The sequence below is a fragment of the Ruminococcus sp. RTP21484sp1_RTP21281st1_A8_RTP21281_210402 genome (genome assembly GCF_040914025.1).
GTDB classification, from domain to species: Bacteria; Bacillota; Clostridia; order Lachnospirales; family Lachnospiraceae; genus Blautia_A; species Blautia_A faecis.
In genome coordinates, this window is record NZ_JBCPGE010000012.1 from 1 (window position 1) to 22,515 (window position 22,515).

General features: G+C 43.1%; 19 protein-coding genes and 1 tRNA gene. All 20 read left to right on the forward strand.

The window, feature by feature from the left end:
• Nucleotides 1-387: 387 nt before the first annotated feature.
• Nucleotides 388-1,572, forward strand: coding sequence for a DnaJ C-terminal domain-containing protein (locus tag AB5170_RS07470; protein WP_368361545.1), 1,185 nt, complete (start codon nucleotides 388-390; stop codon nucleotides 1,570-1,572).
• 181 nt (nucleotides 1,573-1,753) lie between these two features.
• The gene (locus AB5170_RS07475; protein WP_173717260.1) at nucleotides 1,754-2,227 is read left to right on the forward strand and encodes a MarR family winged helix-turn-helix transcriptional regulator; all 474 of its coding nucleotides are present in this window, start codon (nucleotides 1,754-1,756) and stop codon (nucleotides 2,225-2,227) included.
• Nucleotides 2,228-2,320: 93 nt separating this feature from the next.
• Nucleotides 2,321-3,652, forward strand: coding sequence for an MATE family efflux transporter (locus AB5170_RS07480; protein ID WP_173717259.1), 1,332 nt, complete (start codon nucleotides 2,321-2,323; stop codon nucleotides 3,650-3,652).
• 138 nt (nucleotides 3,653-3,790) lie between these two features.
• A complete protein-coding gene (gene malQ / locus AB5170_RS07485; protein WP_173717258.1) occupies nucleotides 3,791-5,320 on the forward strand; it encodes a 4-alpha-glucanotransferase in 1,530 nt (509 codons plus the stop codon).
• A gap of 79 nt (nucleotides 5,321-5,399) precedes the next feature.
• Entirely contained in the window at nucleotides 5,400-5,858 is a 459-nt protein-coding gene (locus AB5170_RS07490) for a CYTH domain-containing protein (protein ID WP_368361544.1), read from the forward strand.
• 66 nt (nucleotides 5,859-5,924) lie between these two features.
• Nucleotides 5,925-5,993, forward strand: a tRNA-Gly gene (locus tag AB5170_RS07495).
• A gap of 369 nt (nucleotides 5,994-6,362) precedes the next feature.
• Nucleotides 6,363-7,433 carry a LacI family DNA-binding transcriptional regulator gene (locus AB5170_RS07500; RefSeq protein WP_368361543.1) on the forward strand — a complete coding sequence of 357 codons (1,071 nt, stop codon included), beginning with the start codon at nucleotides 6,363-6,365 and terminating at the stop codon, nucleotides 7,431-7,433.
• A 15-nt stretch (nucleotides 7,434-7,448) separates the two neighbouring features.
• The gene (locus AB5170_RS07505; RefSeq protein ID WP_173717255.1) at nucleotides 7,449-8,735 is read left to right on the forward strand and encodes an ABC transporter substrate-binding protein; all 1,287 of its coding nucleotides are present in this window, start codon (nucleotides 7,449-7,451) and stop codon (nucleotides 8,733-8,735) included.
• 92 nt (nucleotides 8,736-8,827) lie between these two features.
• A complete protein-coding gene (locus tag AB5170_RS07510; RefSeq protein ID WP_368361542.1) occupies nucleotides 8,828-9,724 on the forward strand; it encodes a carbohydrate ABC transporter permease in 897 nt (298 codons plus the stop codon).
• Nucleotides 9,725-9,738: 14 nt separating this feature from the next.
• Nucleotides 9,739-10,578, forward strand: a complete 840-nt coding sequence (locus AB5170_RS07515) for a carbohydrate ABC transporter permease (protein WP_173717253.1) — start codon at nucleotides 9,739-9,741, stop codon at nucleotides 10,576-10,578.
• Between the two features lie 105 nt (nucleotides 10,579-10,683).
• Nucleotides 10,684-12,051 (forward strand): mandelate racemase/muconate lactonizing enzyme family protein, encoded by a 1,368-nt coding sequence (locus tag AB5170_RS07520; protein WP_173717252.1) that lies wholly within the window; start codon nucleotides 10,684-10,686, stop codon nucleotides 12,049-12,051.
• Between the two features lie 122 nt (nucleotides 12,052-12,173).
• Entirely contained in the window at nucleotides 12,174-13,055 is an 882-nt protein-coding gene (locus tag AB5170_RS07525) for an RraA family protein (RefSeq protein ID WP_173717251.1), read from the forward strand.
• A gap of 5 nt (nucleotides 13,056-13,060) precedes the next feature.
• Nucleotides 13,061-13,699, forward strand: coding sequence for a bifunctional 4-hydroxy-2-oxoglutarate aldolase/2-dehydro-3-deoxy-phosphogluconate aldolase (locus tag AB5170_RS07530; protein WP_173717250.1), 639 nt, complete (start codon nucleotides 13,061-13,063; stop codon nucleotides 13,697-13,699).
• A complete protein-coding gene (locus AB5170_RS07535; RefSeq protein ID WP_173717249.1) occupies nucleotides 13,696-14,643 on the forward strand; it encodes a sugar kinase in 948 nt (315 codons plus the stop codon). The genes AB5170_RS07530 and AB5170_RS07535 overlap by 4 nt, the downstream gene beginning before the upstream one ends.
• 165 nt (nucleotides 14,644-14,808) lie before the next feature.
• Nucleotides 14,809-15,603, forward strand: coding sequence for a pyrroline-5-carboxylate reductase (proC, locus tag AB5170_RS07540; RefSeq protein WP_368361541.1), 795 nt, complete (start codon nucleotides 14,809-14,811; stop codon nucleotides 15,601-15,603).
• 164 nt (nucleotides 15,604-15,767) lie between these two features.
• Entirely contained in the window at nucleotides 15,768-16,319 is a 552-nt protein-coding gene (locus tag AB5170_RS07545; RefSeq protein WP_204453987.1) for a DJ-1 family glyoxalase III, read from the forward strand.
• A gap of 202 nt (nucleotides 16,320-16,521) precedes the next feature.
• The gene (gene tig, locus AB5170_RS07550) at nucleotides 16,522-17,829 is read left to right on the forward strand and encodes a trigger factor (RefSeq protein ID WP_148461701.1); all 1,308 of its coding nucleotides are present in this window, start codon (nucleotides 16,522-16,524) and stop codon (nucleotides 17,827-17,829) included.
• A gap of 120 nt (nucleotides 17,830-17,949) precedes the next feature.
• Nucleotides 17,950-18,531: an ATP-dependent Clp endopeptidase proteolytic subunit ClpP gene (gene clpP / locus AB5170_RS07555; RefSeq protein ID WP_118582708.1), complete on the forward strand. Its 582-nt coding sequence runs from the start codon at nucleotides 17,950-17,952 to the stop codon at nucleotides 18,529-18,531.
• Nucleotides 18,532-18,859: 328 nt separating this feature from the next.
• Entirely contained in the window at nucleotides 18,860-20,182 is a 1,323-nt protein-coding gene (clpX, locus tag AB5170_RS07560) for an ATP-dependent Clp protease ATP-binding subunit ClpX (protein WP_118582711.1), read from the forward strand.
• A 19-nt stretch (nucleotides 20,183-20,201) separates the two neighbouring features.
• Complete coding sequence (gene lon, locus AB5170_RS07565) at nucleotides 20,202-22,514, forward strand: endopeptidase La (RefSeq protein WP_368361540.1); 2,313 nt, start codon at nucleotides 20,202-20,204, stop codon at nucleotides 22,512-22,514.
• Nucleotide 22,515: the final 1 nt, after the last annotated feature.

The following is a 22,515-nucleotide window of genomic DNA, read 5'->3' on the forward strand; positions in this document are numbered from 1 at the left end:
GCAAGACTAACTTCCACCCCCAATTCCTAATGTAGAACAAAACAGACTAAAGGTGGAAGTTAGTTTTTCATTTAAGGGTTAATGTGAAAAAAATATGAAATCATGTTCCATACCTTGACTTTTAAGAAAATGAATGTTATATTACAAATAGAACAAAGAAACAAAAGCTGTTTCCCGGGGCTGTTCGGGAGATGGACAGCAGCATTCCCCGGGAGAGATTCCGGGGAATTTGTGTAGATGGGGAAAGTGAATTTAAGTAACTGTTTTAATAAATATGAGAATGAATTAATATTACTGCTGCCAGGAAATACGTTATAAAGTATATTGCTGGAAGCTATGAAGAGTAATGAGTTCATTTCGCAATATGAAGAGTCAGAGGTGACCAATATGGGAGCAAAGAGAGATTATTATGAAGTGCTGGGAATCAGTCGCAGCGCGGATAAAGATGCTATAAAGAAAGCTTATCGTAAGATGGCGAAGAAATATCATCCGGATTCAAACGAGGGAAATCCGGATGCTGAAGAAAAGTTTAAGGAAGTCACAGAAGCATATAATGTGCTCAGTGACCCTGAGAAGAAGAAATTATACGACCAGTTCGGTCACGCAGCATTTGAAGAAGGTGCTGGCGGTGCCGGATATGGTGGAGGTGGCTTTAATGGAAACGGCGGCTTTGACGGCTCTGGATTCGGTGGCTTTGGCGGTTTTGGAAATAGTCATAGCGGTGCTTACAGAAGTCCGGATGGCAGCTATCAGGAATTTCATTTCGAAGGTGGTGACATGGACGATATTCTGAAGAATCTGTTTGGAGGAGGCTTCGGAGGAGGAAGCAATTCTGGAAAGGCTGGTTCCGCACACGGATTTGGAGGAAGCGGTTTTGGTCACTCTGGCTTTGAAAACGGCTCTTTTAGAAGCGGATTTAATGGTAGTTTCGGCAGTGGCGGTTTTGATGGTACCGGTTATGGAGATGGCTTTGGAAACAGCTGCAATAGCGGCTTCCGTGGCAGTCACCAGCAGAAAGGTCAGGACCTGAATGCAGAAATTTCCATCAGCTTCAACGAGGCAGCATTTGGTTGCGACAAGCTGATCAATCTTTCTGGTGCAGACGGCAGCGGCAAACAGACTCTGAAGGTTCACATTCCTGCCGGAATTGACAACGGCAAGAGTATCCGTCTGAGAGGCAAAGGAAACCCAGGTTACGGAGGTGCTCCCGCAGGGGATCTTCTTCTGAAGGTTCATGTAGGCGAGCGCTCTGGATTTGAGCGAAAAGGCACCGACGTTTACACCATCGTAAATGTGCCGTTCATCACAGCTGCTCTGGGCGGCGAGGCAAAAGTCCAGACCCTGAATGGCCAGGTAATGTGCCGCATTCCGGAAGGCACACAGTCTGGCTGCAAAATCCGTCTGAAAGGAAAAGGTATCCAGGCAATGGGAAAAGCTGGAGTCTACGGTGATCTGTACGTAACCGTCCAGGTTCAGGTACCGAGAAATTTAAGCGAGGAATCCAAACGGAAACTTCGTGAATTTGATACCAGCACTAGGGTGGCTGGTACAAGAAATTCACGTACCGCATAAAGGTATAAAATAGCTTACCTGTATAAAGTCTGGGTTAATAAATTGAGGCTGAATGCATGTAAGCTTTTTTATATCTTGACAATAATCCGAAATCGGACTATACTAACAAAAAGTCCGATTTCGGATCATTTACGTGCCTATATTACGAAATCGGGAATGCAGAAAGGAAAAGAAGACGTATATGGCGGAAATGACTTTCAAGGATTTTTTACGAGATGTAAACAATATTTATAAGAAAAACTGTGCAGTGTATTATAAACTGGCTTCTCATTATGGTCTTACAGAAACGATGTTCGATATTTTATATTTTGTCCGGGAAAATGAGGACTGTACGACCCAGGCACAGATATGTAATAATCTGTACCTTCGGAAACAGACGGTAAATACTGCACTGAAAAAGCTGGAAAAAGAAGGTTGCATTTACCTGGAGAAGGATGTTGGAAACCGAAAGAATAAAACCATCCATTTTACGGAAAAAGGAAATGAACTGGTTAGAAATACGGTAGATCATGTCTTTGAAGTGGAGAGAAGAGCCTTTGAAAAGCTTTCCGAGGAAGAAAAAAAAGGAGTCCTGTATTATGGACTGAGACATGTGAATGTGTTGGCAGATGAGACTGAAAAGTTTCTGACAGAAGAGAAAAACTTGACTGAGTAGAAAAATGCATTAGAAAGTGTCCTATTTTTAGGATTGAACATTTTAAGTGGAGCAAATGTAAATTTTATAAAATTAAGGAGAAGTATTATATTTATGCAGATCAGACTATCCGATCATTTTACCTATAAACGCTTGCTGCGTTTTACCTTACCTTCGGTGGTTACTATGATAATTGCCTCTGTTTACAGTGTAGTGGACGGTTTATTCGTATCCAATCTGGTAGGTGCAATGGCGCTTTCAGCCATAAATATTGCATTTCCAGTGGCTATGATCATCGGTTCAGTTGGTTTTATGCTTGGAACCGGCGGCAGTGCTCTTGTGGCAAAAACATTGGGAGAAGGAAAAAAGGAACTGGCGAATCAATACTTTTCCATGCTGATCTACAGCATGCTTATAATCGGTGGAATCCTGACCGCACTGTCACTTATTTTTGTTCGCCCAATTATGCAGTTTGCCGGAGCTAGTGCTCTTCTTATGGAGGACTGTGTCATTTATGGGGCTATCCTGCTGGCTGGCAGTGTCCCATTTATGCTACAGGTCAGCTTCCAGAATTTCTTTGTGGTAAATGAAAAACCAATCCTGGGACTGGTACTTTCTATTGCTTCTGGCGTGACGAATATGGCACTGGATTACGTGTTTATAGCAGTGCTGAAAATGGGGGTTGCAGGTGCTGCACTGGCAACGGTTATGGGATATGTAGTCGGTGGCGGCATTCCACTTATTTATTTTGCAAAAAAAAGAGACCATGGTCTTCAGCTCGTGAAAACAAAATTTTACGGAAAACAGCTTCTTCAGGCAGCATCCAATGGCTCTTCGGAACTGATGAGCAATATTTCCGCGTCATTAATTAGTATTTTATACAACATTCAGTTAATGGAAGTAATCGGGGAAAATGGAGTGGCAGCTTATTCCGTTATGATGTATGTGGATTTTGCGTTTCTGGCGGCTTTCCTTGGATTTTCTTCCGGAAGTGCTCCGGTTGTCAGTTACCAGTATGGTGCAGGAAATTATGCTGAGTTGAAAAGTGTTTTCCGCAAAAGTGTTACGATTATTGGATTTGTCTCTATTGCGATGGTGACTGTTTCAGAGATAGTAAGTCATCCTCTTTCTTCTGTTTTTGTAGGATATGATAAGGAGTTGCTGGATATGACTGTTCATGGGTTCCGTATTTTTTCTGTGGGATATCTGTTCAGTGGAATTAACATTTATGCCTCTTCTTTTTTTACGGCGCTGTGTAACGGACCTCTTTCTGCATTTTTGTCTTTTACAAGAACTCTGCTTTTCAGGGGAGGAATGGTTATATTACTTCCAATGCTTCTGGGACTGGATGGAATATGGGGAGCAATTATAGTGGCAGAAGTTCTGGGACTGACCGGTTCTGTGTCCTGTCTGGTGAAGAACAAAAAGAAATATCATTATTATTAGAAAAAAATACTATATTTCTTGAAAAAATGATATTGATTTAAGAACATGAATTGTGGCATGATATAAACATGTATGTTAAACTGTGATAAGTGTAACAATATATGCTAAAGTTTGATGTTTTTAAACAGGGAGGAAAAAATGGGAAATCAGAGAGAATGTGGTGTGCTGCTTCCAATCAGCAGTCTGCCTTCAAAATATGGAATTGGATGCTTTTCAAAAAGTGCATATGAGTTTGTAGATCAGTTGAAAGCAGCTGGACAGGGCTGCTGGCAGATTCTGCCCCTTGGACCAACCAGCTACGGTGATTCACCTTATCAGTCTTTTTCCACTTTTGCAGGAAATCCTTATTTTATCAGTCTGGAAGACCTGATCGAAGAGGGCGTGCTTACGGAAAAAGAGTGTGATGCTGTGGATTTTGGTTCCAGAGAAGATGATGTGGATTATGAGAAAATTTACAAAGGACGTTACAAACTTCTTCGTAAAGCTTATGAGAGAAGCGATATTTCCAAGAACCCTGACTTTGTAAGATTCCAGCAGGAGCAGGCGCACTGGCTTGGCGATTATGCACTTTTTATGGCGGTGAAGGATCGTTTTGAGGGAATTCCGTGGACAGAATGGGCGGAGGACATTCGCCTTCGTTGGAACAATGCATTGGATTATTACAGAAAAGAACTGTATTTTGAAATTGAATTCCAGGAGTATATGCAGTTCAAATTTTATGAGCAGTGGGCGAAACTGAAAGCTTATGCAAACAGAAGAGGAATTCGTATTATTGGAGATATTCCGATCTATGTTGCCATGGACAGTGCAGATACCTGGGCAAATCCAGGACTTTTCAAGCTGGATGAAAATAACGAGCCTACACAGGTAGCCGGATGCCCGCCAGATGGATTTTCTGCTACAGGACAGTTGTGGGGAAATCCGCTGTACAGATGGGATGTGCATAAAAATACCGGCTTCGAGTGGTGGATCAAACGTCTGGCACATTGCTTTAATATGTATGATGTTGTCCGCATTGATCATTTCCGTGGATTTGATGAATATTATGCGATTCCATATGGTGATAAGGATGCAAAACGCGGCTGGTGGGAAAAAGGACCTGGAATGGATCTTTTCCGTACTGTTTCCTATCGGTTGGGACACAAGGACATTATTGCTGAGGACCTTGGTTTCATGACTGATTCTGTGAAGCGTCTTGTGGAGGAGAGCGGTTATCCAAACATGAAGGTAATCGAGTTTGCCTTTGATGAGCGGGATACAGGAAATGCCAGTGATTATCTGCCTCATAACTACACAAATAACTGTGTGGTTTATACCGGAACCCACGACAATGAGACACTGCTTGGCTGGTATGGGGATATCACTCCTGAGGAGCGTCATATGGTTCGGGAATATCTGTGGAACTTCCATGATGATGAGAAGGGCATCTGCCGGAATATGATCCGTCTGGTTATGGGAAGTGTAGCCGGAAGATGTATTATTCCGATTCAGGATTATCTGCAGCTGGATAATTCTGCCCGTATTAATCAGCCGTCCACTCTGGGAACAAACTGGAAGTGGCGCCTGAAGGAAGGACAGTTCAGCAAAGAATTGCAGAAGGAGATGCTGACTCTGGCGACCAGATTTGGAAGAAGAAACTGGACACCGGATCCGGAAAAAGAGAAATAGTTGCATAAAGAGCGGGAGAAGAGTAAGATTGAGGGCAAGGGTATTTGCCCTCAATTTTGCATATACGGAGGAAACAAAGGTGGAAATTGAGAGAAAGTTTCTTGTGAAAAAGGAAAATTTGCCTAGGAATCTGAAGCAATATCCGAGAAAAGTGATCCAGCAGGGATATTTGTGTACCGATCCGGTGGTGCGGATTAGACAGTCAAACGACAGCTATTATTTGACTTACAAGTCAAGAGGCTTACTTGCAAGAGAAGAGTATAATCTTCCTCTGACAAAAGAAGCTTATGAACATCTGAAGTCAAAGGTTGACGGAATTGTGATTTCCAAGACACGTTATGTGATTCCGGAAAAGAATGGCCTGTCTATCGAACTGGATATTTTTGATGCACCTTATGAGGGACTGCTTTTAGCAGAGGTAGAATTTTCCTGTGAGAAGGAGGCTCTTGCCTATGAGCCGCCTGCGTGGTTCGGGGAGGATGTGACCTATTCCACAAAGTATCACAACAGTACCTTGAGTAAAGGAGTGGGAGTGTAAAATCTCCCACAAATTGCAGTACACATCTTATACCTTGGAGATGCTGGTACTATAATAAACTCGTTCGCAGATATAGTTCATTGGTAGAACATCAGCTTCCCAAGCTGAGGGGCGGGGCGATTTCCGTTATTTGCTTATGAGTGACTGACCGCAGAGATGCGGTTTTTTTGTGAAAAAAGCGCATCCTAGAACTTGAAAAATAAAGTTCACAAAATTTTCAAATTTAAAATGTGTATTTTGCATAAAAAAAATAAAAAATGAGAAAGTCTATTGACAAATTCGATAATCAAAAATATAATAAACTCAGATTTCAGAAGTAAACCGCTTTACTAAACCGTTCCACTAAACCGATTTACCAATTTGATGATATTGAGAAAGATTATTAGTAATTTTTTTTATTTGTTTAGTAAACCGCTTCACTAATTGGACAAAATAGGATATACTGGCATTAAGTTAGAAACAAAAAGTTTGGTTTCTGACAGTAAGAGTTGAGGTGAGGGGCTTATGGCAGATAAAAAAGTAACAATAGCAGAGGTGGCAAAGAGGGCTGGAGTATCGAAGGCAACAATCTCAAATTACTTGAATAAGCGATATGACAGGATGAAAGAGGAAACGAAAGATAAGATCCAGGAGGCAATCGATGCTTTGGGCTACATCCCAAGTATCAGTGCGCGCAGGTTGTCGGCTAAGGAGAAAAGTAAAACAGTAGGTTTGATTATTCCAGGAAATCTGGCAAATGTGTTTGACACAATGTATTTTCCACAGGTATTTGATTCTGTTGGAAAAGCGGCTGAAAAGCAAGGCTATTCGGTTTTAATTTATGCACAGAACAGCAAAAAGCTGGAAGATGAGCAAATGGAATATCTTCTGGGACTTGGAAAATCACTGGTGGATGGCTTCCTGGTATTTTCCCTGACACCTAGGGATCGATATTTCAAGGAATTCGAGAAGAATAAAATTCCATATGTATGTGTGGGAAAAATCAAAGATTACGATGATTACAATTATGTGGCAACAGATCATGCACAGACAGTAAAAGAAGCCGTGGATTATCTGGTTCAGCTGGGACATGAGAAAATCGCCATGCTGACAGAGGATAAGGTTAGTGTAGTAGAGGAAAGTCGTTTCCCAGCCTATAAAGAGGCTATGGAACAGCATGGAATTCCTTACAGAGAGGACTATTACTACAGCTTTTCCTGCGGTGAGATTGCAGAAAATGCAGAAAGAGTATTTAACAAGATGCTTCAAAAAAAAGAACGTCCCAGTGCATTTATCATTCCGGCAAATCTTACCAGATATCTGAAAAGGGCGGTGAGAGCCAACAATCTGTACATCCCTGATGATCTTTCCCTGATCACGCTGGAATACTATGAAAACTATTATTCAGAGTATGTGACATTCCAGAACATGGAGTATACACGGGTTCCTTCTGTAGCAGATAAGGTTTCTGAAGTTGCATTACAAAAACTGATCGGTCTGATTGAACAGCCGGAAGAAAAATTTGAATCCTGTCTGGAGCCGATAGAGCTTAAGATAGGAAAAACAACAAGGGTAAAAGCAAAAACCATAAACTGAAAGGAGAAAAACACTATGAAAACTAAGAAGGCGTTAGCAGCAGTATTGGGAATGACAATGTTAAGCGGATCTTTTGTCGTATCAGCACCGGCAGAGGTAAAGGCTGCTGACAAAAAACTGGTATTTTGGGACAAATCTGAGTATGTAGCAGCATACAACGATATGATGAAAGCAAAATTGGATGAATTCGCCGAAGCAAATGGTGTGGATGTAGAATATGTAATCGTTCCTTCAGGAGATATCAAGCAGAAACTTGCAGCAGCTATTGAGTCCGGTAATCAGCCTGACCTGATCATGGGCGATAACACATTAGTTGCAGAATATATTAACAGCGATCAGCTGGCAGAAGTAGATGATGTTCTGGAAAATATCGACTTCAAAGAAAATGCACTTAGATATGCAACCTTTAACGACAAGAACTACCTTGTTCCACTTTCCTTTACAGCACCAGGTATGTACATCAGAAAAGATAAATGGGAAGAAAAAGGCCTGGATATGCCGACTACATGGGAAGAGCTGAAAGAGGATGCCGAAAAGATCAATGATCCGGAAAACGGCTTCTATGCATTAGGACTTCCTCTTGGAGCAAGCGGCGGCGGAGACGCTGAGTCCTTCGTAAGAACCGTAATCCTTGACTTTGGCGGAAGACTTGTTGATGAGAACGGAAAGGTTGTGGTAAACAGCCCTGAGACTCTTGCAGCAATGGAATATATCGCATCCTTATATGAAGAAGGACTTTGCCCACCAGATGCAACTACATGGGATGACAGTGCAAATAACTCTGCATGGATGGCTGGTACAGTAGGTATGGTATGTAATTCCGGTTCCATTATTTCTTCTATGGAGCAGGAGAATCCAGACCTTCTGGCAAACACTCAGATCATCCAGTACCCAGCAGTATCTGCTGATGACACTTCCTATACATTAGGTGGAGCAAATGTATTTGGTATCTTTGAGACCGGAGCAAACACAGATGTAGCAAAAGAGTTTGTTTCCTATTATTTCAGCGATACAGATTACTATAATCAGATGGTTGAGGCTATGGGTGCTATGTGGCAGCCAGTTGTCAATGGATATGATGATACAGATTTCTGGAATGCAGAAGACCATATTGGCTGGTTAAAGAACTCCGAAAACTTAGTACTTACCACTTATCCGGCACCTACAACCGGTGAGGCAGCAACAAGCTTTACAAACCAGGCTTGCGTAAAGGCTATGCAGCAGATCGTTGTTAACGGTGTAGATCCTCAGGAAGCTCTTGACTCTCTGGAGCAGTCCCTGATCGAGCTTTACGGTGAATGATTTCTGGAAAGATCAATCCATTTTAAATGAGTAAAATGCAGGAGCTGTTCCAAATGGAACAGCTTCTGCTAGAAAGGAAGAGGAAATTGTCAATGGCTAATGTGAAAAGAAAATATGAATCACAGGCAAAGAAAGACAGAAGACTGGGACTGATATTGATGATTCCGATTATCCTTGTAGTATTTGGAATAATGGGTTATCCGTTCTGCCGTGCGCTCTATCTGTCATTTACCAATAAGGTGGTAGGAAAACCGGAGAAATTTGTTGGATTAGAAAACTATATCAAATTGTTCCATGATCCTATTTACTGGAAATCTCTGAAGAACACGCTCGTTTATACAGTGGGCTGTATTGCTGCAAAGCTTGCACTGGGACTCTTATGGGCGGTACTGCTTAACAGAAGTTTCAAGGGAAAGTCCTTTTTCCGTACAGTACTTTTGATTCCGTGGGCGATTCCCGGAATGGTAGCTGCAACAACCTGGCGCTGGATGTACGACAGTACTTATGGAATTATCAACAGCCTTCTGATCTCTTTAGGGGTTACGAAGATTGGAATTCCGTGGCTCAGTGACCCGAATCTTACACTGCTTACAACGATGATCGTAAATATATGGAGAGGAATTCCTTTCTTTATGTTCAGTATCCTGGGAGCTTTACAGACACTGGAAAAACAGCAGTATGAAGCTGCTTATGTAGATGGCGCAGGAGCATTTAAACAGTTCTGGTATATCACACTTCCGTCTATTTCAAGTGTAATCGGAATTACCACATTGTTATCTACAATCTGGACATTTAATGACTTTGAAAATGTATATCTGATCACAGGAGGCGGCCCGTTATATGCTTCCAGTACAATCGCAACCTATACCTATGATATGGCTTTTATTCAGAATAACTTTGCAAGAGCTGTATCTGTAGCGATTTCTGTTATTCCGTTATTGCTGATCTTGATATTTATCTACGCAAAAGCCAATAAAGAGGAAGAATAGGAGGGAAGATTATCATGGTAATGAAAAGACATAAAAGAATTGCTGCTTCGGCAACGACATACATACTCCTGATAATTGCACTTGTGTGGACTATTTTTCCGGTATACTGGATGATCAAATCTTCCATAACAGTAAACAGTGAAATGTATGTGGCACGTCCGTCATTGATCGCAAAACATTATACCTTTGAAAACTATGTAGACCTTTTTACCAAAACAGAATTTCCCCGGGCTCTTTTAAACAGTCTTATGATCGCCTTTTTGACAACTGTCTGTTGTCTGCTGATCAGTATTCTTGGCTCTTATGCTATGACAAGACTGAAATATCCGGGAAGAAGATTTTTCAAAACAAGCATTATCTTTTCTTATTTAATACCTACTGCAGTGCTTTTCGTACCGATGTATGTATTTGTAAGTAAACTTGGATTCTATGACAACAAATGGGCATTGCTGATCATTTATCCAACCACTGTTGTGCCGTACTGCTGCTATATGCTGATGAGTTATTTTAAGGCCATTCCTTATGCACTTGAGGAAGCAGCGCTGATTGATGGCTGTACCAGAATGAAATCCTTAAGATATATCATCACACCAATCGCACTTCCCGGTATCGCAGTTGTTGCAACCTTTGCATTTACAATGTCCTGGAACGAATATTTATACGCCATGATCATGACCACAAGTCCCGCACAGCAGACTGCTGTAGTTGCCATTTCCAGCTTCAAATACGCGGATTCGGCAATCTGGGGAAGAATCATGGCAGCATCAGTACTCACATCTCTGCCGGTTACGATCATTTATATTGTAGCACAGGCACAGCTGATCTCAGGCAAATCAGATGGAAGCGTGAAATAATTTGCCGCTGGAGTATCCATGGATCCTGTCATGCCGGCATGGCCGGTCCGCAGATGCCCTTCGGGAATTTCATAGCCAAAATAATCAAGAAGAGAGGGAAAACAAATGGACAAAGCTTATGAGGAAATTTTACAGAATGTGAATACCAATTCAAGACCTTCCGATTTGAGGATCACAGATCTGCGCGTTGCAGATATTGTAGGCGCACCGATGCACTGCACTTTGGTAAAAATTTATACCAATCAGGGTCTTGTTGGTTACGGCGAAGTTCGTGACGGAGCAGACCGAAAATTCATTTTAGCATTAAAGAGCAGACTGATCGGGGAAAATCCCTGCAATATTGATAAATTATTCAGAAGAATCAAACAGTTTGGCGGCCATGCAAGACAGGGCGGTGGTGTCTGCGGTGTAGAAATCGCACTTTGGGACCTTGCAGGAAAGGCTTATGGTGTTCCGATTTATCAGATGCTTGGAGGTAAATTCAGAGACAAGATCCGTATTTACTGTGACACAGATGTAGAAGGAAAGCATACCGGAATCGATATGGGAAAGGCATTAAAGGCAAGAATGGAAAAAGGCTTTACTTTCCTGAAAATGGATCTTGGCATTGACCTTTTATACGATGAACCAGGCGCACTGTGCGCACCTCTTGGATTTGTTCAGGAACTGAAAGCAGCAACTGCATATGATGCAATTCCAAGAAACTTAGATGAGAAAGAAACATATCTTCGCAACCGTCACTATGATGTGAACAATATTCCACATCCATTTACAGGCATTCAGGTAACAGAGCATGGCTTTGATATCCTGGAGCAGTATGTAAAAGATGTAAGAAGCATTATCGGATATGATATTCCACTTGCAATTGACCATTTTGGACATATTGGTGTGGAATCCTGCATCAAGCTGGCAAGAAGAATTGAAAAATATAACATCGCATGGATGGAGGATCTGATTCCGTGGCAGCTGACAGATCAGTATGTACGTCTGAGAAATTCCTGTGCAGTTCCGATCTGTACAGGCGAGGATATTTATCTGAAAGAAAACTTCAGACCTCTTCTGGAAAAAGGCGGTGTATCTGTGATCCATCCGGATATCCTTACTTCCGGTGGAATCCTTGAGAATAAGAAAATCGGTGACCTTGCACAGGAATATGGTGTTGCAATGGCTGTTCATATGGCTGAGAGCCCAATCGCTTGTATGGCTGCTGTTCACAGTATTGCAGCTACTGAGAACTTCCTTGCACAGGAATTCCATTCTGTAGATGTTCCGTGGTGGGATGATCTGGTAACCGGACTTCCGAAACCACTGGTACAGAACGGTTATATTACAGTTCCGGATAAACCAGGTCTTGGTATTGATGAGATCGTGGACGAGGTTGTGCTGGAACACATTCATCCGGATTATCCGGGAATCTGGCTTCCAACAGACGAGTGGAACCATGATTATTCCCATGACCGTCTGTGGAGCTGATTTTTTACCACAGTGACAGACAAAGACCCGGCGGCGGATTGCGCCGCCGGTGTTACTATTCACAATTTGCGGGAAACCATGAATGATAGGGAATTATATAAAGAAGAAAGGAATTTTAAATTATGCATTTTAGTGTAAAAGAAGATATTATACAGTTAACAGAAAAATGGGATGGAGAGCGTTTTCCAGATGGACGTCCGAGAGTATCCGATGAGGATCTGGAAGAAATAAGACATCTTACCCTGGAAGAGGTATGGCAGCCTATGTTTATGAAAGGCTACCTGAACCAGTTTGAGGAAAAACTGAAAAGACTTCATGAGGATAAGACAAAGCTGGTTGGAAGAGCTGTGACCTGTTCTTTCATGCCTGCAAGACCGGATCTTGAGGAGACTGTAAAGAAGATCGGTGCTTCTGAGGGAAGAAAAGGAACCTGCAACCAGTGGGTGATTGATACTCTGGTAGAAGGAGATGTAGTCGTAGCTGATATGTATGACAAGATCTACGAAGGAACCTTTGTAGGTGGAAATCTTTCCACAGCTATCAAAAACAGAACCAAGACCGGCGGAGCTGTTGTATGGGGCGGTATCCGTGATCTGGAGCAGATCGAAGGAATCGAAGGACTTCAGGTTTACTACCGTGGCGTAGATCCTACCCCGATCAAAGATTTTGTTATGACCAGCTTTAATTCCATGACTAAGATCGGCGGAGCTGTCTGCCTTCCTGGTGATGTTGTATTCGGATATGGCGGCGGTGTGATCTTTATCCCAAGCCATATGGTAAAGGAAGTAATTGAATTTGCAAAGAAAATGCATGTAAAAGACATTTTCGGTTTTGAAATGATCAAACAGGGTGTATACACAACAGCAGATATTGATATTGATGTATGGCCCACAGAGATGATGAACCGTCTGGTTGCTTTTATTAAAGAGGATGAAAGAGGCGAGCAGTACAGAAATCTTGACTGGAGCAAAGAGTTTGAGGCGGCGAAAGCAGAAGAGAAGTGACGCTTATGGAAGATATATTAAAAATTGCGGCTGAAAATCCCATTATTCCGGTAGTAAAGCTGGAACGGGCAGAGGATGCCACAAAGCTTGCCCGGGCATTGTGTAAAGGCGGAATTTGCTGTATGGAAATCACTTTCCGCACAGCGGCTGCAAAAGATGCCATCAAAAAGGTGGCAGAAGAAGTTCCGGAAATGCTGGTAGGTGCAGGAACTGTGATAGGTGCAGGTCAGGTGGAAGATGCTGTTGAGGCTGGGGCGAAATTTATCGTAAGTCCGGGACTTTCAGAAGAGGTTGTAAAAAAATGTCAGGAGCTGGATGTGATCTGTCTTCCTGGCTGCGTGACAGCCAGTGAGATCATGAAAGCCAAATCCCTTGGAATCGGTGTGGTGAAATTTTTCCCTGCCCAGACAAGTGGAGGAATCAAGGCAATCAAAGCTCTTGCAGCACCTTTTGGAGATATGAAATTTATCCCTACAGGTGGAATCAATACAGAGAATATCGGTACCTATCTGGAAAATCCTTTCATCGCAGCATGCGGTGGAAGCTGGATGGTAAAGGAAAGTGATATAAATGCAGGAAACTTTGAAGAAATTACCCAAAAGGCACAGGAGGCTTTGACACTGGTAAGGAGGTGTGGCAGATGAGTGAAATATTTACAATGGGGGAACCCATGGTAGTATTTATCGCAGAAAAGCCAGGCACCTTCAGTGAAGTGGAAAATTATTCCAGGGGACTTGCCGGTGCTGAGCTGAATTTTTCTATCGGAGTGACCAGACTGGGACATACTGCAAGCTATTTTACTAAGCTTGGAAAAGACCCTTACGGAGCTTATATCCATGAATTTATCGAAAAGGAAAAGATTGACGGAGAAAAGGTTCTTTTTACAGAAGAGTATCTTACCGGATCGTATCTGAAGACAAAAGTTCTGGAAGGGGATCCTGCTGTATATTATTTCCGGAAAAATTCCGCTGCTTCTCATATCTGTCCGAAGGACATTGAGGCGCAGGATCTGTCAGGAGTGAAGATGGTCCATATTACAGGAATTACTCCGGCTTTATCAGAAGACTGCCGCAGATCCTGTATGACTCTTGCAAAAAGAGCCCATGAAATCGGGGCGATGGTAAGCTTTGACCCCAATATCAGGGAAAAACTCTGGAAGTCAAGGGAAGAGATGGTGCAGACTTTAAATGACATCGCATTTCACAGTGATGTGGTGCTGCCAGGTATTAAAGAAGGCAGAATTCTTGCCGGTACAGATGTGCCTGAGGAGATCGCAGACTTTTATCTGGAACATGGCTCTAAAACTGTAATTGTAAAGCTTGGGGAAACCGGCGCTTATTACAAGACAAAAGACGGTGCACAGGGCACAGTCCCTGGGTATAAGCCGGAAAAAATCGTGGATACAGTAGGTGCAGGAGATGCTTTTGCTGCAGGTGTGGTAACAGGCCTTCTGGAAAATCTGCCTCTTGACGAGGCTGTTGCCCGTGGAAATGCCATGGGAGCCATTATCATTTCCTCAAAGGGAGACAATGACAATCTTCCGGATCGGGAAACTCTGTTTGCATTTCAGGAAAAACAGAAAAGATAGAAAAGAATAAAAAATATAAAGCTGAGACAGCCGCTTCCGGGCATTTTTCAAACATGCCTGGGAACGGCTGTTTTTATTGCGTATCCTGTTCTTTTGTTTTATAATAGGGCAAAAGAACTTTTGAACCAGCTGTTTTGACAGAAGAAAAGACGAGGAGCGAATACTATGAAAATCGGATTTATCGGATGTGGAAATATGGGTTCTGCAATGATCGGCGGAATTCTGAAAAAAGGTATATTTGAGAAAAATGAGATTATTGTTTCTAATCTTACTGAAGAGGGCAGTCGAAGAAGTAAGGAAAAATTAGGTGTTGTAACAACTTTGGATAACTGTGAGGTCGTAAAAAATGCAAATATTGTTATATTAGCTGTGAAGCCTCAGTTTTACGAAGAAGTGATAGGTGAGGTGAAAGGCTACCTCACACCAGAGCATATGATCGTTGGAATTGCTCCTGGAAAAACGCTTGCATGGCTGGAAGAAAAATGTGAGCAGCCATTGAAGGTTGTACGTCTTATGCCGAATACTCCGGCACAGGTAGGTGAGGGTATGACTGGTGCATGCGCCAATGAACGTGTAACTCAGGAAGATCTGGCGCAGATCCTTACCATCACAAACAGTTTCGGACGTACAGAAGTAGTTCCGGAGAGAATGATGGATGCAGTAGGCGCAGTCAGCGGATGCTCTCCTGCTTATGTGTTCATGTTCATTGAAGCAATGGCAGATGCAGCGGTAGCCCAGGGAATGCCAAGAAAGCAGGCGTATCAGTTTGCAGCACAGTCTGTGCTTGGAAGTGCCAAAATGGTTCTGGAGACCGGTATGCATCCTGGTGAACTGAAAGATATGGTATGTTCTCCGGCTGGAACAACTATCGAGGGCGTCCGCATTCTGGAACAAAATGGCTTCCGTAGTGCAGTGTTTGAAGCACTGCAGGGCGCTGCTGATAAGGGCAAGAAAATGTAAATATTGTTATTAAAATGACTATAAAGTGCGTTATAATCAATGATTTTGTTATTAATTTAATGAAGAAACTATAATGGCTTGGAATGTGAAAAACACTTTATAGTAGAAATATGTAGGATACAACGTGATAAATGTTAATTGAAAATGAATTAGGAGGCTACACCATGAGTAAAAAAGTATACATTTTCCTCGCTGACGGTTTCGAAGACATTGAAGGCTTAACTGTAGTTGATCTTATGCGAAGAGCAGGAATCACTATTACAACCGTTTCTATAAAAAACACCAAACAGATCACTACAGCCCATGGTATCACCATGCTGACCGATACCACCTTCCGTGAGGCAGATTTCTCCGACGCGGACATGTTGGTTCTCCCAGGCGGGCAGCCTGGAACCACTTATCTTGGAGGATTCGAGCCACTTACCGATCTGGTTAAAAGCTTCTATAATAATGGAGGTAAGATAGCAGCCATCTGCGCGGCACCTACTGTTTTTGCAGAAATCGGACTTTTGCATGGAAAGAAAGCAACTGCATACCCGGCCTGCATGGATGGCCTTGGAGATGCTGTGAAGTCTGAAGAAAAGGTTGTAATTGATGGAAACATTACTACAAGCCGTGGACTTGGAACTGCAATTGACTTTGCCCTTTCCCTGATTTCCCAGCTCCTTGGTCAGGAAAAAGCAGAGCAGATTGCAGAATCCGTAGTATACAAGTAGGAAATATTCTGAAAAACCTTGATTTTCAAGGAATAACAGTGAAAATTCCACAAAAAATAACAGGGAAAACCATAAAAAACACTGGCGTTTTTAATTGGGTTGTGCTATACTTCTACAATGACTGTAATAATAGGGGGAAACCCTGCGCATTTATAACCGCAGAAAGAATGCAGAGAGATATATATTAAGGAGGAACACGAAAATGAGTTTACAGGTGGAGAAATTAGAGAAAAACATGGCGAAGCTTACCATCGAAGTTTCCGCTGAAGATTTAGACAAAGCAATGGAGAAAGCTTACCAGAAACAGAAAAGCAGAATCAGCCTTCCAGGATTCCGTAAAGGAAAAGCTCCGAGAAAGATGATCGAGAGCATGTATGGCAAGGGTGTATTTATGGAAGACGCTGTTAATTCTCTTGTACCACAGGAATATACAAAAGCTCTTGGCGAGTGCGATCTTGAGATCGTTTCCCAGCCGGAGATCAACGTTACACAGATGGAGCCAGGTAAAGCTCTTATCTTCACAGCTGATGTAGCTGTGAAACCAGAGGTTACTCTTGGAGATTACAAGGGTGTAGAGGTTCCGAAGTCTGAGATTGCTGTAACAGACGAGGAAGTTGACGCTGAGGTTAAGAAAGAGCAGGATAAGAACGCAAGAACAGTTGCTGTTGAGGATCGTGCAGCTGCAAACGGTGATATCACAACAATCGATTTCGAGGGATTTGTTGATGGTGTTGCATTTGAAGGCGGTAAAGGAACTGACTACGCACTTACACTTGGTTCCGGTACATTTATCCCGGGATTCGAGGATCAGCTTGTTGGAGCAAACACTGGTGACCATGTAGAAGTTAAGGTTACTTTCCCAGAGGAATATCAGGCAAAAGAGCTTGCTGGCAAGGAAGCTGTATTCCAGTGTGATGTTAAGAAAATCGAGACCAAAGAGGTTCCGGAGCTTGACGATGAGTTCGCGAAAGACGTATCTGAATTTGATACTCTTGCTGAGTACAAAGAAGATGTTAAGAAGAAACTGACAGAGAAGAAAGAGAAAGAAGCAAGAACTGCAAAAGAGAACGCTGCAGTAGATAAAGCAATCGAGAATGCACAGATGGATATTCCGGAGCTTATGACAAAGACAGAGTGCCGTCAGATGATGGATGACTTCTCCAGAAGAATGCAGCAGCAGGGATTATCCATGGAGCAGTACTTCCAGTTCACAGGCCAGAGCATGGACAAGATGATGGAAGACATGAAGCCACAGGCTCTCAAGAGAATCCAGACAAGACTGGTTCTTGAGAAAGTAGCTGAGGCTGAGAACATCCAGCCATCTGAAGAAGAAATCACAGAAGAGATCCAGAAGATGGCAGATGCTTACAAGATGGAAGCTGACAAGATCAGAGAAGCTATCGGTGAGAGCGGACTTGAGCAGATGAAGAAAGACATGGCTGTTCAGAAGGCTGTTACTGTTATCGCTGACGCAGCAGTTGAAGTTGAGAAAGCAGCAGACGCTGAATAATCAGCAGGCAGATAACTGCACATCCCAAGAGGGAAAAATTATTTTGTTATGAAAGCGCTCTCTCTGGCGCATTATAATGCAGACCAGGTGGAGCGCATCTGATAAGAAAAGAGGGAATATATGAGTTTAGTGCCTTATGTCATTGAGCAGACAAGCAGAGGGGAGAGAAGCTACGACATCTATTCAAGGCTTCTGAAGGACAGAATCATTTTCCTGGGAGAGGAAGTAAACGATGTAAGTGCCAGTCTGGTAGTTGCTGAGTTGCTTTTTCTGGAAGCAGAGGATCCTGGAAAGGATATCCAGCTTTATATCAACAGCCCGGGTGGTTCCGTGACAGCTGGTATGGCTATCTACGATACCATGCAGTATATCAAGTGCGACGTTTCCACTATTTGTCTGGGAATGGCTGCCAGCATGGGAGCATTCCTTCTTGCTGGTGGTACAAAGGGTAAGAGATTTGCACTGCCGAATTCTACGATCATGATCCATCAGCCATCTGGCGGAGCCCAGGGACAGGCGACTGAGATCCAGATCGTGGCAGATCACATTGCCAAGACAAAGAGAACATTAAATGAAATTCTGGCTGCAAACACCGGACAGCCTCTTGAGGTAGTAGAGAAAGATACAGACCGTGACAATTACATGTCCGCAGAGGAAGCATTGGCTTATGGTCTGATCGATGGTGTTGTAACCCACAAATAGGGAAAAACTGTAACTGGATAACCGAGTGTACACTGATGAAGAGGTAGTATATTTGTGTATTTCCAGTATAAACTTTCCCGCCTAAACTGAAAACAAAAGAAATCCCCCTGGAGCTTTTAGAACTCTAATAGCCGGAGTTTTCTTTTGCATGCTACTGTAAGAAAAGACTCCTGAACTAACAGGAGTCTTATCTTGTAAAATGGGATAATTTTGTAAAATAGGTATATTTTACAGAATAATTCCAAATTTTAAGAAATAAAGAAAACTTTTTTCAGAATAGCTCTGAATAAGGACGCTTTATTTAAAAGAAAGGAAAAGTTAAAGATTCATGGCTGAGAAGATAAGAGAAGGAAAAGTAAGATGTTCCTTTTGCCAGAAAACCGAGGATCAGGTCCGCAAATTAATCGCCGGACCGGATGGAGCCTACATCTGCGATGAGTGTGTAGGTATCTGCTCGGAGATCATGGAAGAAGAATTTGGAGGATACGATCAGGAAGATATTCTTGGATCTGAGATCAATCTGATGAAACCAGAGGAAATCCATGCAATTCTGGACGACTATGTAATCGGACAGGATGAGGCCAAGAAAGCACTTTCTGTTGCTGTATACAATCATTACAAACGTGTTACTGCTTCCAGAAATCTGGATGTAGAGCTTCAGAAGAGCAACATTCTTATGCTTGGACCAACTGGTTCCGGTAAGACACTTCTTGCCCAGACACTGGCAAGACTTCTGAATGTACCGTTTGCCATTGCAGACGCCACTACCCTGACAGAGGCAGGATATGTAGGTGAAGATGTTGAGAATATTCTTCTGAAGATCATTCAGGCTGCTGATTATGATATTGACAGAGCGCAGTACGGAATTATTTATATAGATGAGATCGACAAGATCACACGTAAATCAGAGAATGTTTCTATCACTCGTGATGTTTCTGGAGAGGGTGTACAGCAGGCACTTCTGAAAATTCTGGAAGGCACTGTTGCAAGTGTTCCTCCTCAGGGTGGAAGAAAGCATCCGCATCAGGAATTCATCCAGATTGATACTACAAATATTCTGTTTATCTGCGGCGGTGCCTTTGACGGTCTGGAGAAGATCATTGAGGGAAGACAGGATACCAAGGCAATTGGCTTTGGCGCAGAAGTCGCTTCCAAAGAAGAACAGAATGTTGGTGAACTGTTCAAACAGGTAATGCCTGAGGATCTGATCCGTTATGGACTGATTCCGGAGTTTGTAGGACGTGTGCCTGTAGTGGTAACCTTAGACGGACTTGATGAGAACGCACTTCTTCGCATCCTTCAGGAGCCGAAGAACGCACTGACCAAGCAGTACCATAAACTGTTTGAACTTGATGGAGTAGAGCTTGATTTTGAGGATGAAGCACTTCGTGTTATGGCGAGAAAGTCCATGGAACGTAAAACCGGAGCCAGAGGACTTCGTGCGATCATGGAGAGCACTCTTATGGATCTGATGTATAAGACTCCGTCTGACGACACCATTCGTAAATGCATTATTACAAAAGAAGCTGTAGAGGGAACTGGTGAACCTCAGATCGTTCATGGGGAAGCTCCTGCACAGCCGGTGAATCCGGCAAATACAGGCAGAAGAAGCCAGCGTGCACACAAAAAGGGCACTCCGGAAACAGCCTGATGAAGGGATTTGACTACAAATGAGTGAGCCAATCAATGTACTTCCTGCCCTTGCCCTTCGCGGAACTACCATTCTTCCGGGAATGATCATCCATTTCGATGTAAGCAGGGAACGTTCCAAAAAGGCAATCGAAGCGGCAATGTTTCAAGATCAGAAGATCTTTCTGGTAACCCAGAAGGATCCCCAGATTGAAGATCCTGGATTTGTACAGCTGTTTCAGGTAGGAACTATTGCATATATTAAGCAGGTTGTGAAACTTCCTAACAACCTGCTGCGTGTTCTTGTTGAGGGAAAAAGAAGGGCAGAACTTCTTGGCCTGGAACAGGAGACACCATATTTAAGAGCAGAGACTGTTCTTGTTAATGAGGAAGAAGAGGAGCTGCCTCAGGCGATGCTGGAGGCAATGTACAGAAGTATCAGGGAGCTGTTCCAAACTTATTGCGCTAAGGGTGGAAAGATTGGAAAAGAACTGGCTGCCCAGATCATAAATATAGAGAAAGCACCGGAGCTGATCGACCAGATCGTAATTAATCTGCCTCTTTCCTGGCAGAGCAAACAGAAACTTCTGGAGGCAGCCAGACTGACAGACAGATATGAGCTTCTTGGTGCCATTTTGAGCAATGAGATCAATGTGCTGGATATCAGCCACGACCTTCAGCAGAAACTGAAAAAGCGCGTAGATAAAAACCAGCGTGAATATATTTTGAGAGAACAGCTGAAACTGATACGGGAGGAGCTTGGCGAGGACAATACTGCTGATGAGGCTGAGGAGTTCCGCAGAAAAGCCAAAGAGCTTACTGCTTCCCAGGAAGTAAAGGATCGCATTTTCAAAGAAATCGGCCGCTTTAAAATCACCAGCACCAATGCCGCTGAGAGCAGTATTCTGCGGGGATATATTGAGACACTTCTTTCCCTTCCGTGGGATAAGTGCTCTGAAGATTCTGAAGACCTGAAGGCAGCCTGGAAGATTCTTGAAGAAGGTCATTATGGTCTGAAAGATGTAAAAGAGCGTATTATGGAATTTCTGTCTGTACGTAAGCTGACACATAAAGGAAAATCTCCTATACTTTGCCTTGTGGGACCTCCTGGAACCGGTAAGACTTCTATTGCCAAATCTGTTGCAGAAGCCACTGGCAAGCGTTATGTCCGTATTTGTCTTGGTGGTGTGAAGGATGAAGCTGAGATCCGCGGCCATAGAAAGACTTATGTGGGTGCTATGCCGGGAAGGATTACCGTTGCCCTTCAGCAGGCAAAGGTTGCCAATCCGCTTATGCTTCTGGACGAAATTGACAAGACAAGCAGTGATTACAAGGGAGATACTTCTTCTGCGCTTCTTGAGGTGTTGGATCCGGAGCAGAACAGTCATTTCAATGACCATTATGTGGAGCTTCCCCAGGATCTTTCAGAGGTGTTGTTTATTGCAACAGCCAACGATATTCAGGGAATCCCAAGACCGCTTCTTGACCGAATGGAGGTCATTGAGATCAGCGGTTATACAGAGAATGAGAAAGAGCACATTGCAAAGGAGCATCTGATTCCCAAGCAAATGGAAGCCAATGGAATTGAGAAAGGCAAACTTTCCATTCAGGGCGGCGCTCTTCGAAAAATTATCAATAATTATACGAAAGAAGCTGGTGTCCGAAATCTGGAGCGTCTGATCGGTCAGATCTGTCGTAAGACAGCACGTCTGATCATGGAAGATGGCAAAGAGAAGGTAACGGTCACAGGCAAGAACCTTGAGAGCTTTCTGGGGCAGGAGAAATACAATTACCTGATGGCGAATAAAAAGGATGAGGTTGGTATTGCAAGAGGTCTTGCCTGGACGCAGGTAGGCGGCGATACCCTTCAGATCGAAGTAAATATTATGCCGGGTAAAGGGGAATTTGTGCTTACCGGACAGCTTGGAGACGTGATGAAAGAGTCTGCAACAGCGGGCATCAGCTACATCCGCTCTGTAGCAGCCAGATATGGAATCAATCAGGAATTTTTCCAGGAAAATGACATTCACGTACATATTCCGGAAGGGGCGGTTCCAAAGGACGGTCCGTCAGCCGGAATTACCATGGCAACTGCAATGCTTTCTGCCATTATTAACAAGCCGGTAAGAGCGGACCTTGCCATGACTGGTGAGATCACCTTAAGAGGTCGTGTACTTCCAATCGGCGGACTGAAAGAAAAGCTTCTTGCAGCTAAGTACGCCAAGATTAAAGAAGTACTGGTTCCAAAGTCCAATAAACCGGATATCAAAGAACTGGATGAGGAGATCACAGACGGACTGAAGATCACGTTTGTGGAAAATATGAATGAAGTGCTGGAACGGGCACTTGCCTGAA

Excerpts from the sequence above, each read along its gene's own strand:
- AB5170_RS07470 (WP_368361545.1), top strand. The coding sequence starts at position 388 with ATGGGAGCAAAGAGAGATTATTATGAAGTGCTGGGAATCAGTCGCAGC.
- AB5170_RS07475 (WP_173717260.1), top strand. The coding sequence starts at position 1,754 with ATGGCGGAAATGACTTTCAAGGATTTTTTACGAGATGTAAACAATATT.
- AB5170_RS07480 (WP_173717259.1), top strand. The coding sequence starts at position 2,321 with ATGCAGATCAGACTATCCGATCATTTTACCTATAAACGCTTGCTGCGT.
- malQ (WP_173717258.1), top strand. The coding sequence starts at position 3,791 with ATGGGAAATCAGAGAGAATGTGGTGTGCTGCTTCCAATCAGCAGTCTG.
- AB5170_RS07500 (WP_368361543.1), top strand. The coding sequence starts at position 6,363 with ATGGCAGATAAAAAAGTAACAATAGCAGAGGTGGCAAAGAGGGCTGGA.
- AB5170_RS07505 (WP_173717255.1), top strand. The coding sequence starts at position 7,449 with ATGAAAACTAAGAAGGCGTTAGCAGCAGTATTGGGAATGACAATGTTA.
- AB5170_RS07510 (WP_368361542.1), top strand. The coding sequence starts at position 8,828 with ATGGCTAATGTGAAAAGAAAATATGAATCACAGGCAAAGAAAGACAGA.
- AB5170_RS07515 (WP_173717253.1), top strand. The coding sequence starts at position 9,739 with ATGGTAATGAAAAGACATAAAAGAATTGCTGCTTCGGCAACGACATAC.
- AB5170_RS07520 (WP_173717252.1), top strand. The coding sequence starts at position 10,684 with ATGGACAAAGCTTATGAGGAAATTTTACAGAATGTGAATACCAATTCA.
- AB5170_RS07525 (WP_173717251.1), top strand. The coding sequence starts at position 12,174 with ATGCATTTTAGTGTAAAAGAAGATATTATACAGTTAACAGAAAAATGG.
- AB5170_RS07530 (WP_173717250.1), top strand. The coding sequence starts at position 13,061 with ATGGAAGATATATTAAAAATTGCGGCTGAAAATCCCATTATTCCGGTA.
- AB5170_RS07535 (WP_173717249.1), top strand. The coding sequence starts at position 13,696 with ATGAGTGAAATATTTACAATGGGGGAACCCATGGTAGTATTTATCGCA.
- proC (WP_368361541.1), top strand. The coding sequence starts at position 14,809 with ATGAAAATCGGATTTATCGGATGTGGAAATATGGGTTCTGCAATGATC.
- AB5170_RS07545 (WP_204453987.1), top strand. The coding sequence starts at position 15,768 with ATGAGTAAAAAAGTATACATTTTCCTCGCTGACGGTTTCGAAGACATT.
- tig (WP_148461701.1), top strand. The coding sequence starts at position 16,522 with ATGAGTTTACAGGTGGAGAAATTAGAGAAAAACATGGCGAAGCTTACC.
- clpP (WP_118582708.1), top strand. The coding sequence starts at position 17,950 with ATGAGTTTAGTGCCTTATGTCATTGAGCAGACAAGCAGAGGGGAGAGA.
- clpX (WP_118582711.1), top strand. The coding sequence starts at position 18,860 with ATGGCTGAGAAGATAAGAGAAGGAAAAGTAAGATGTTCCTTTTGCCAG.
- lon (WP_368361540.1), top strand. The coding sequence starts at position 20,202 with ATGAGTGAGCCAATCAATGTACTTCCTGCCCTTGCCCTTCGCGGAACT.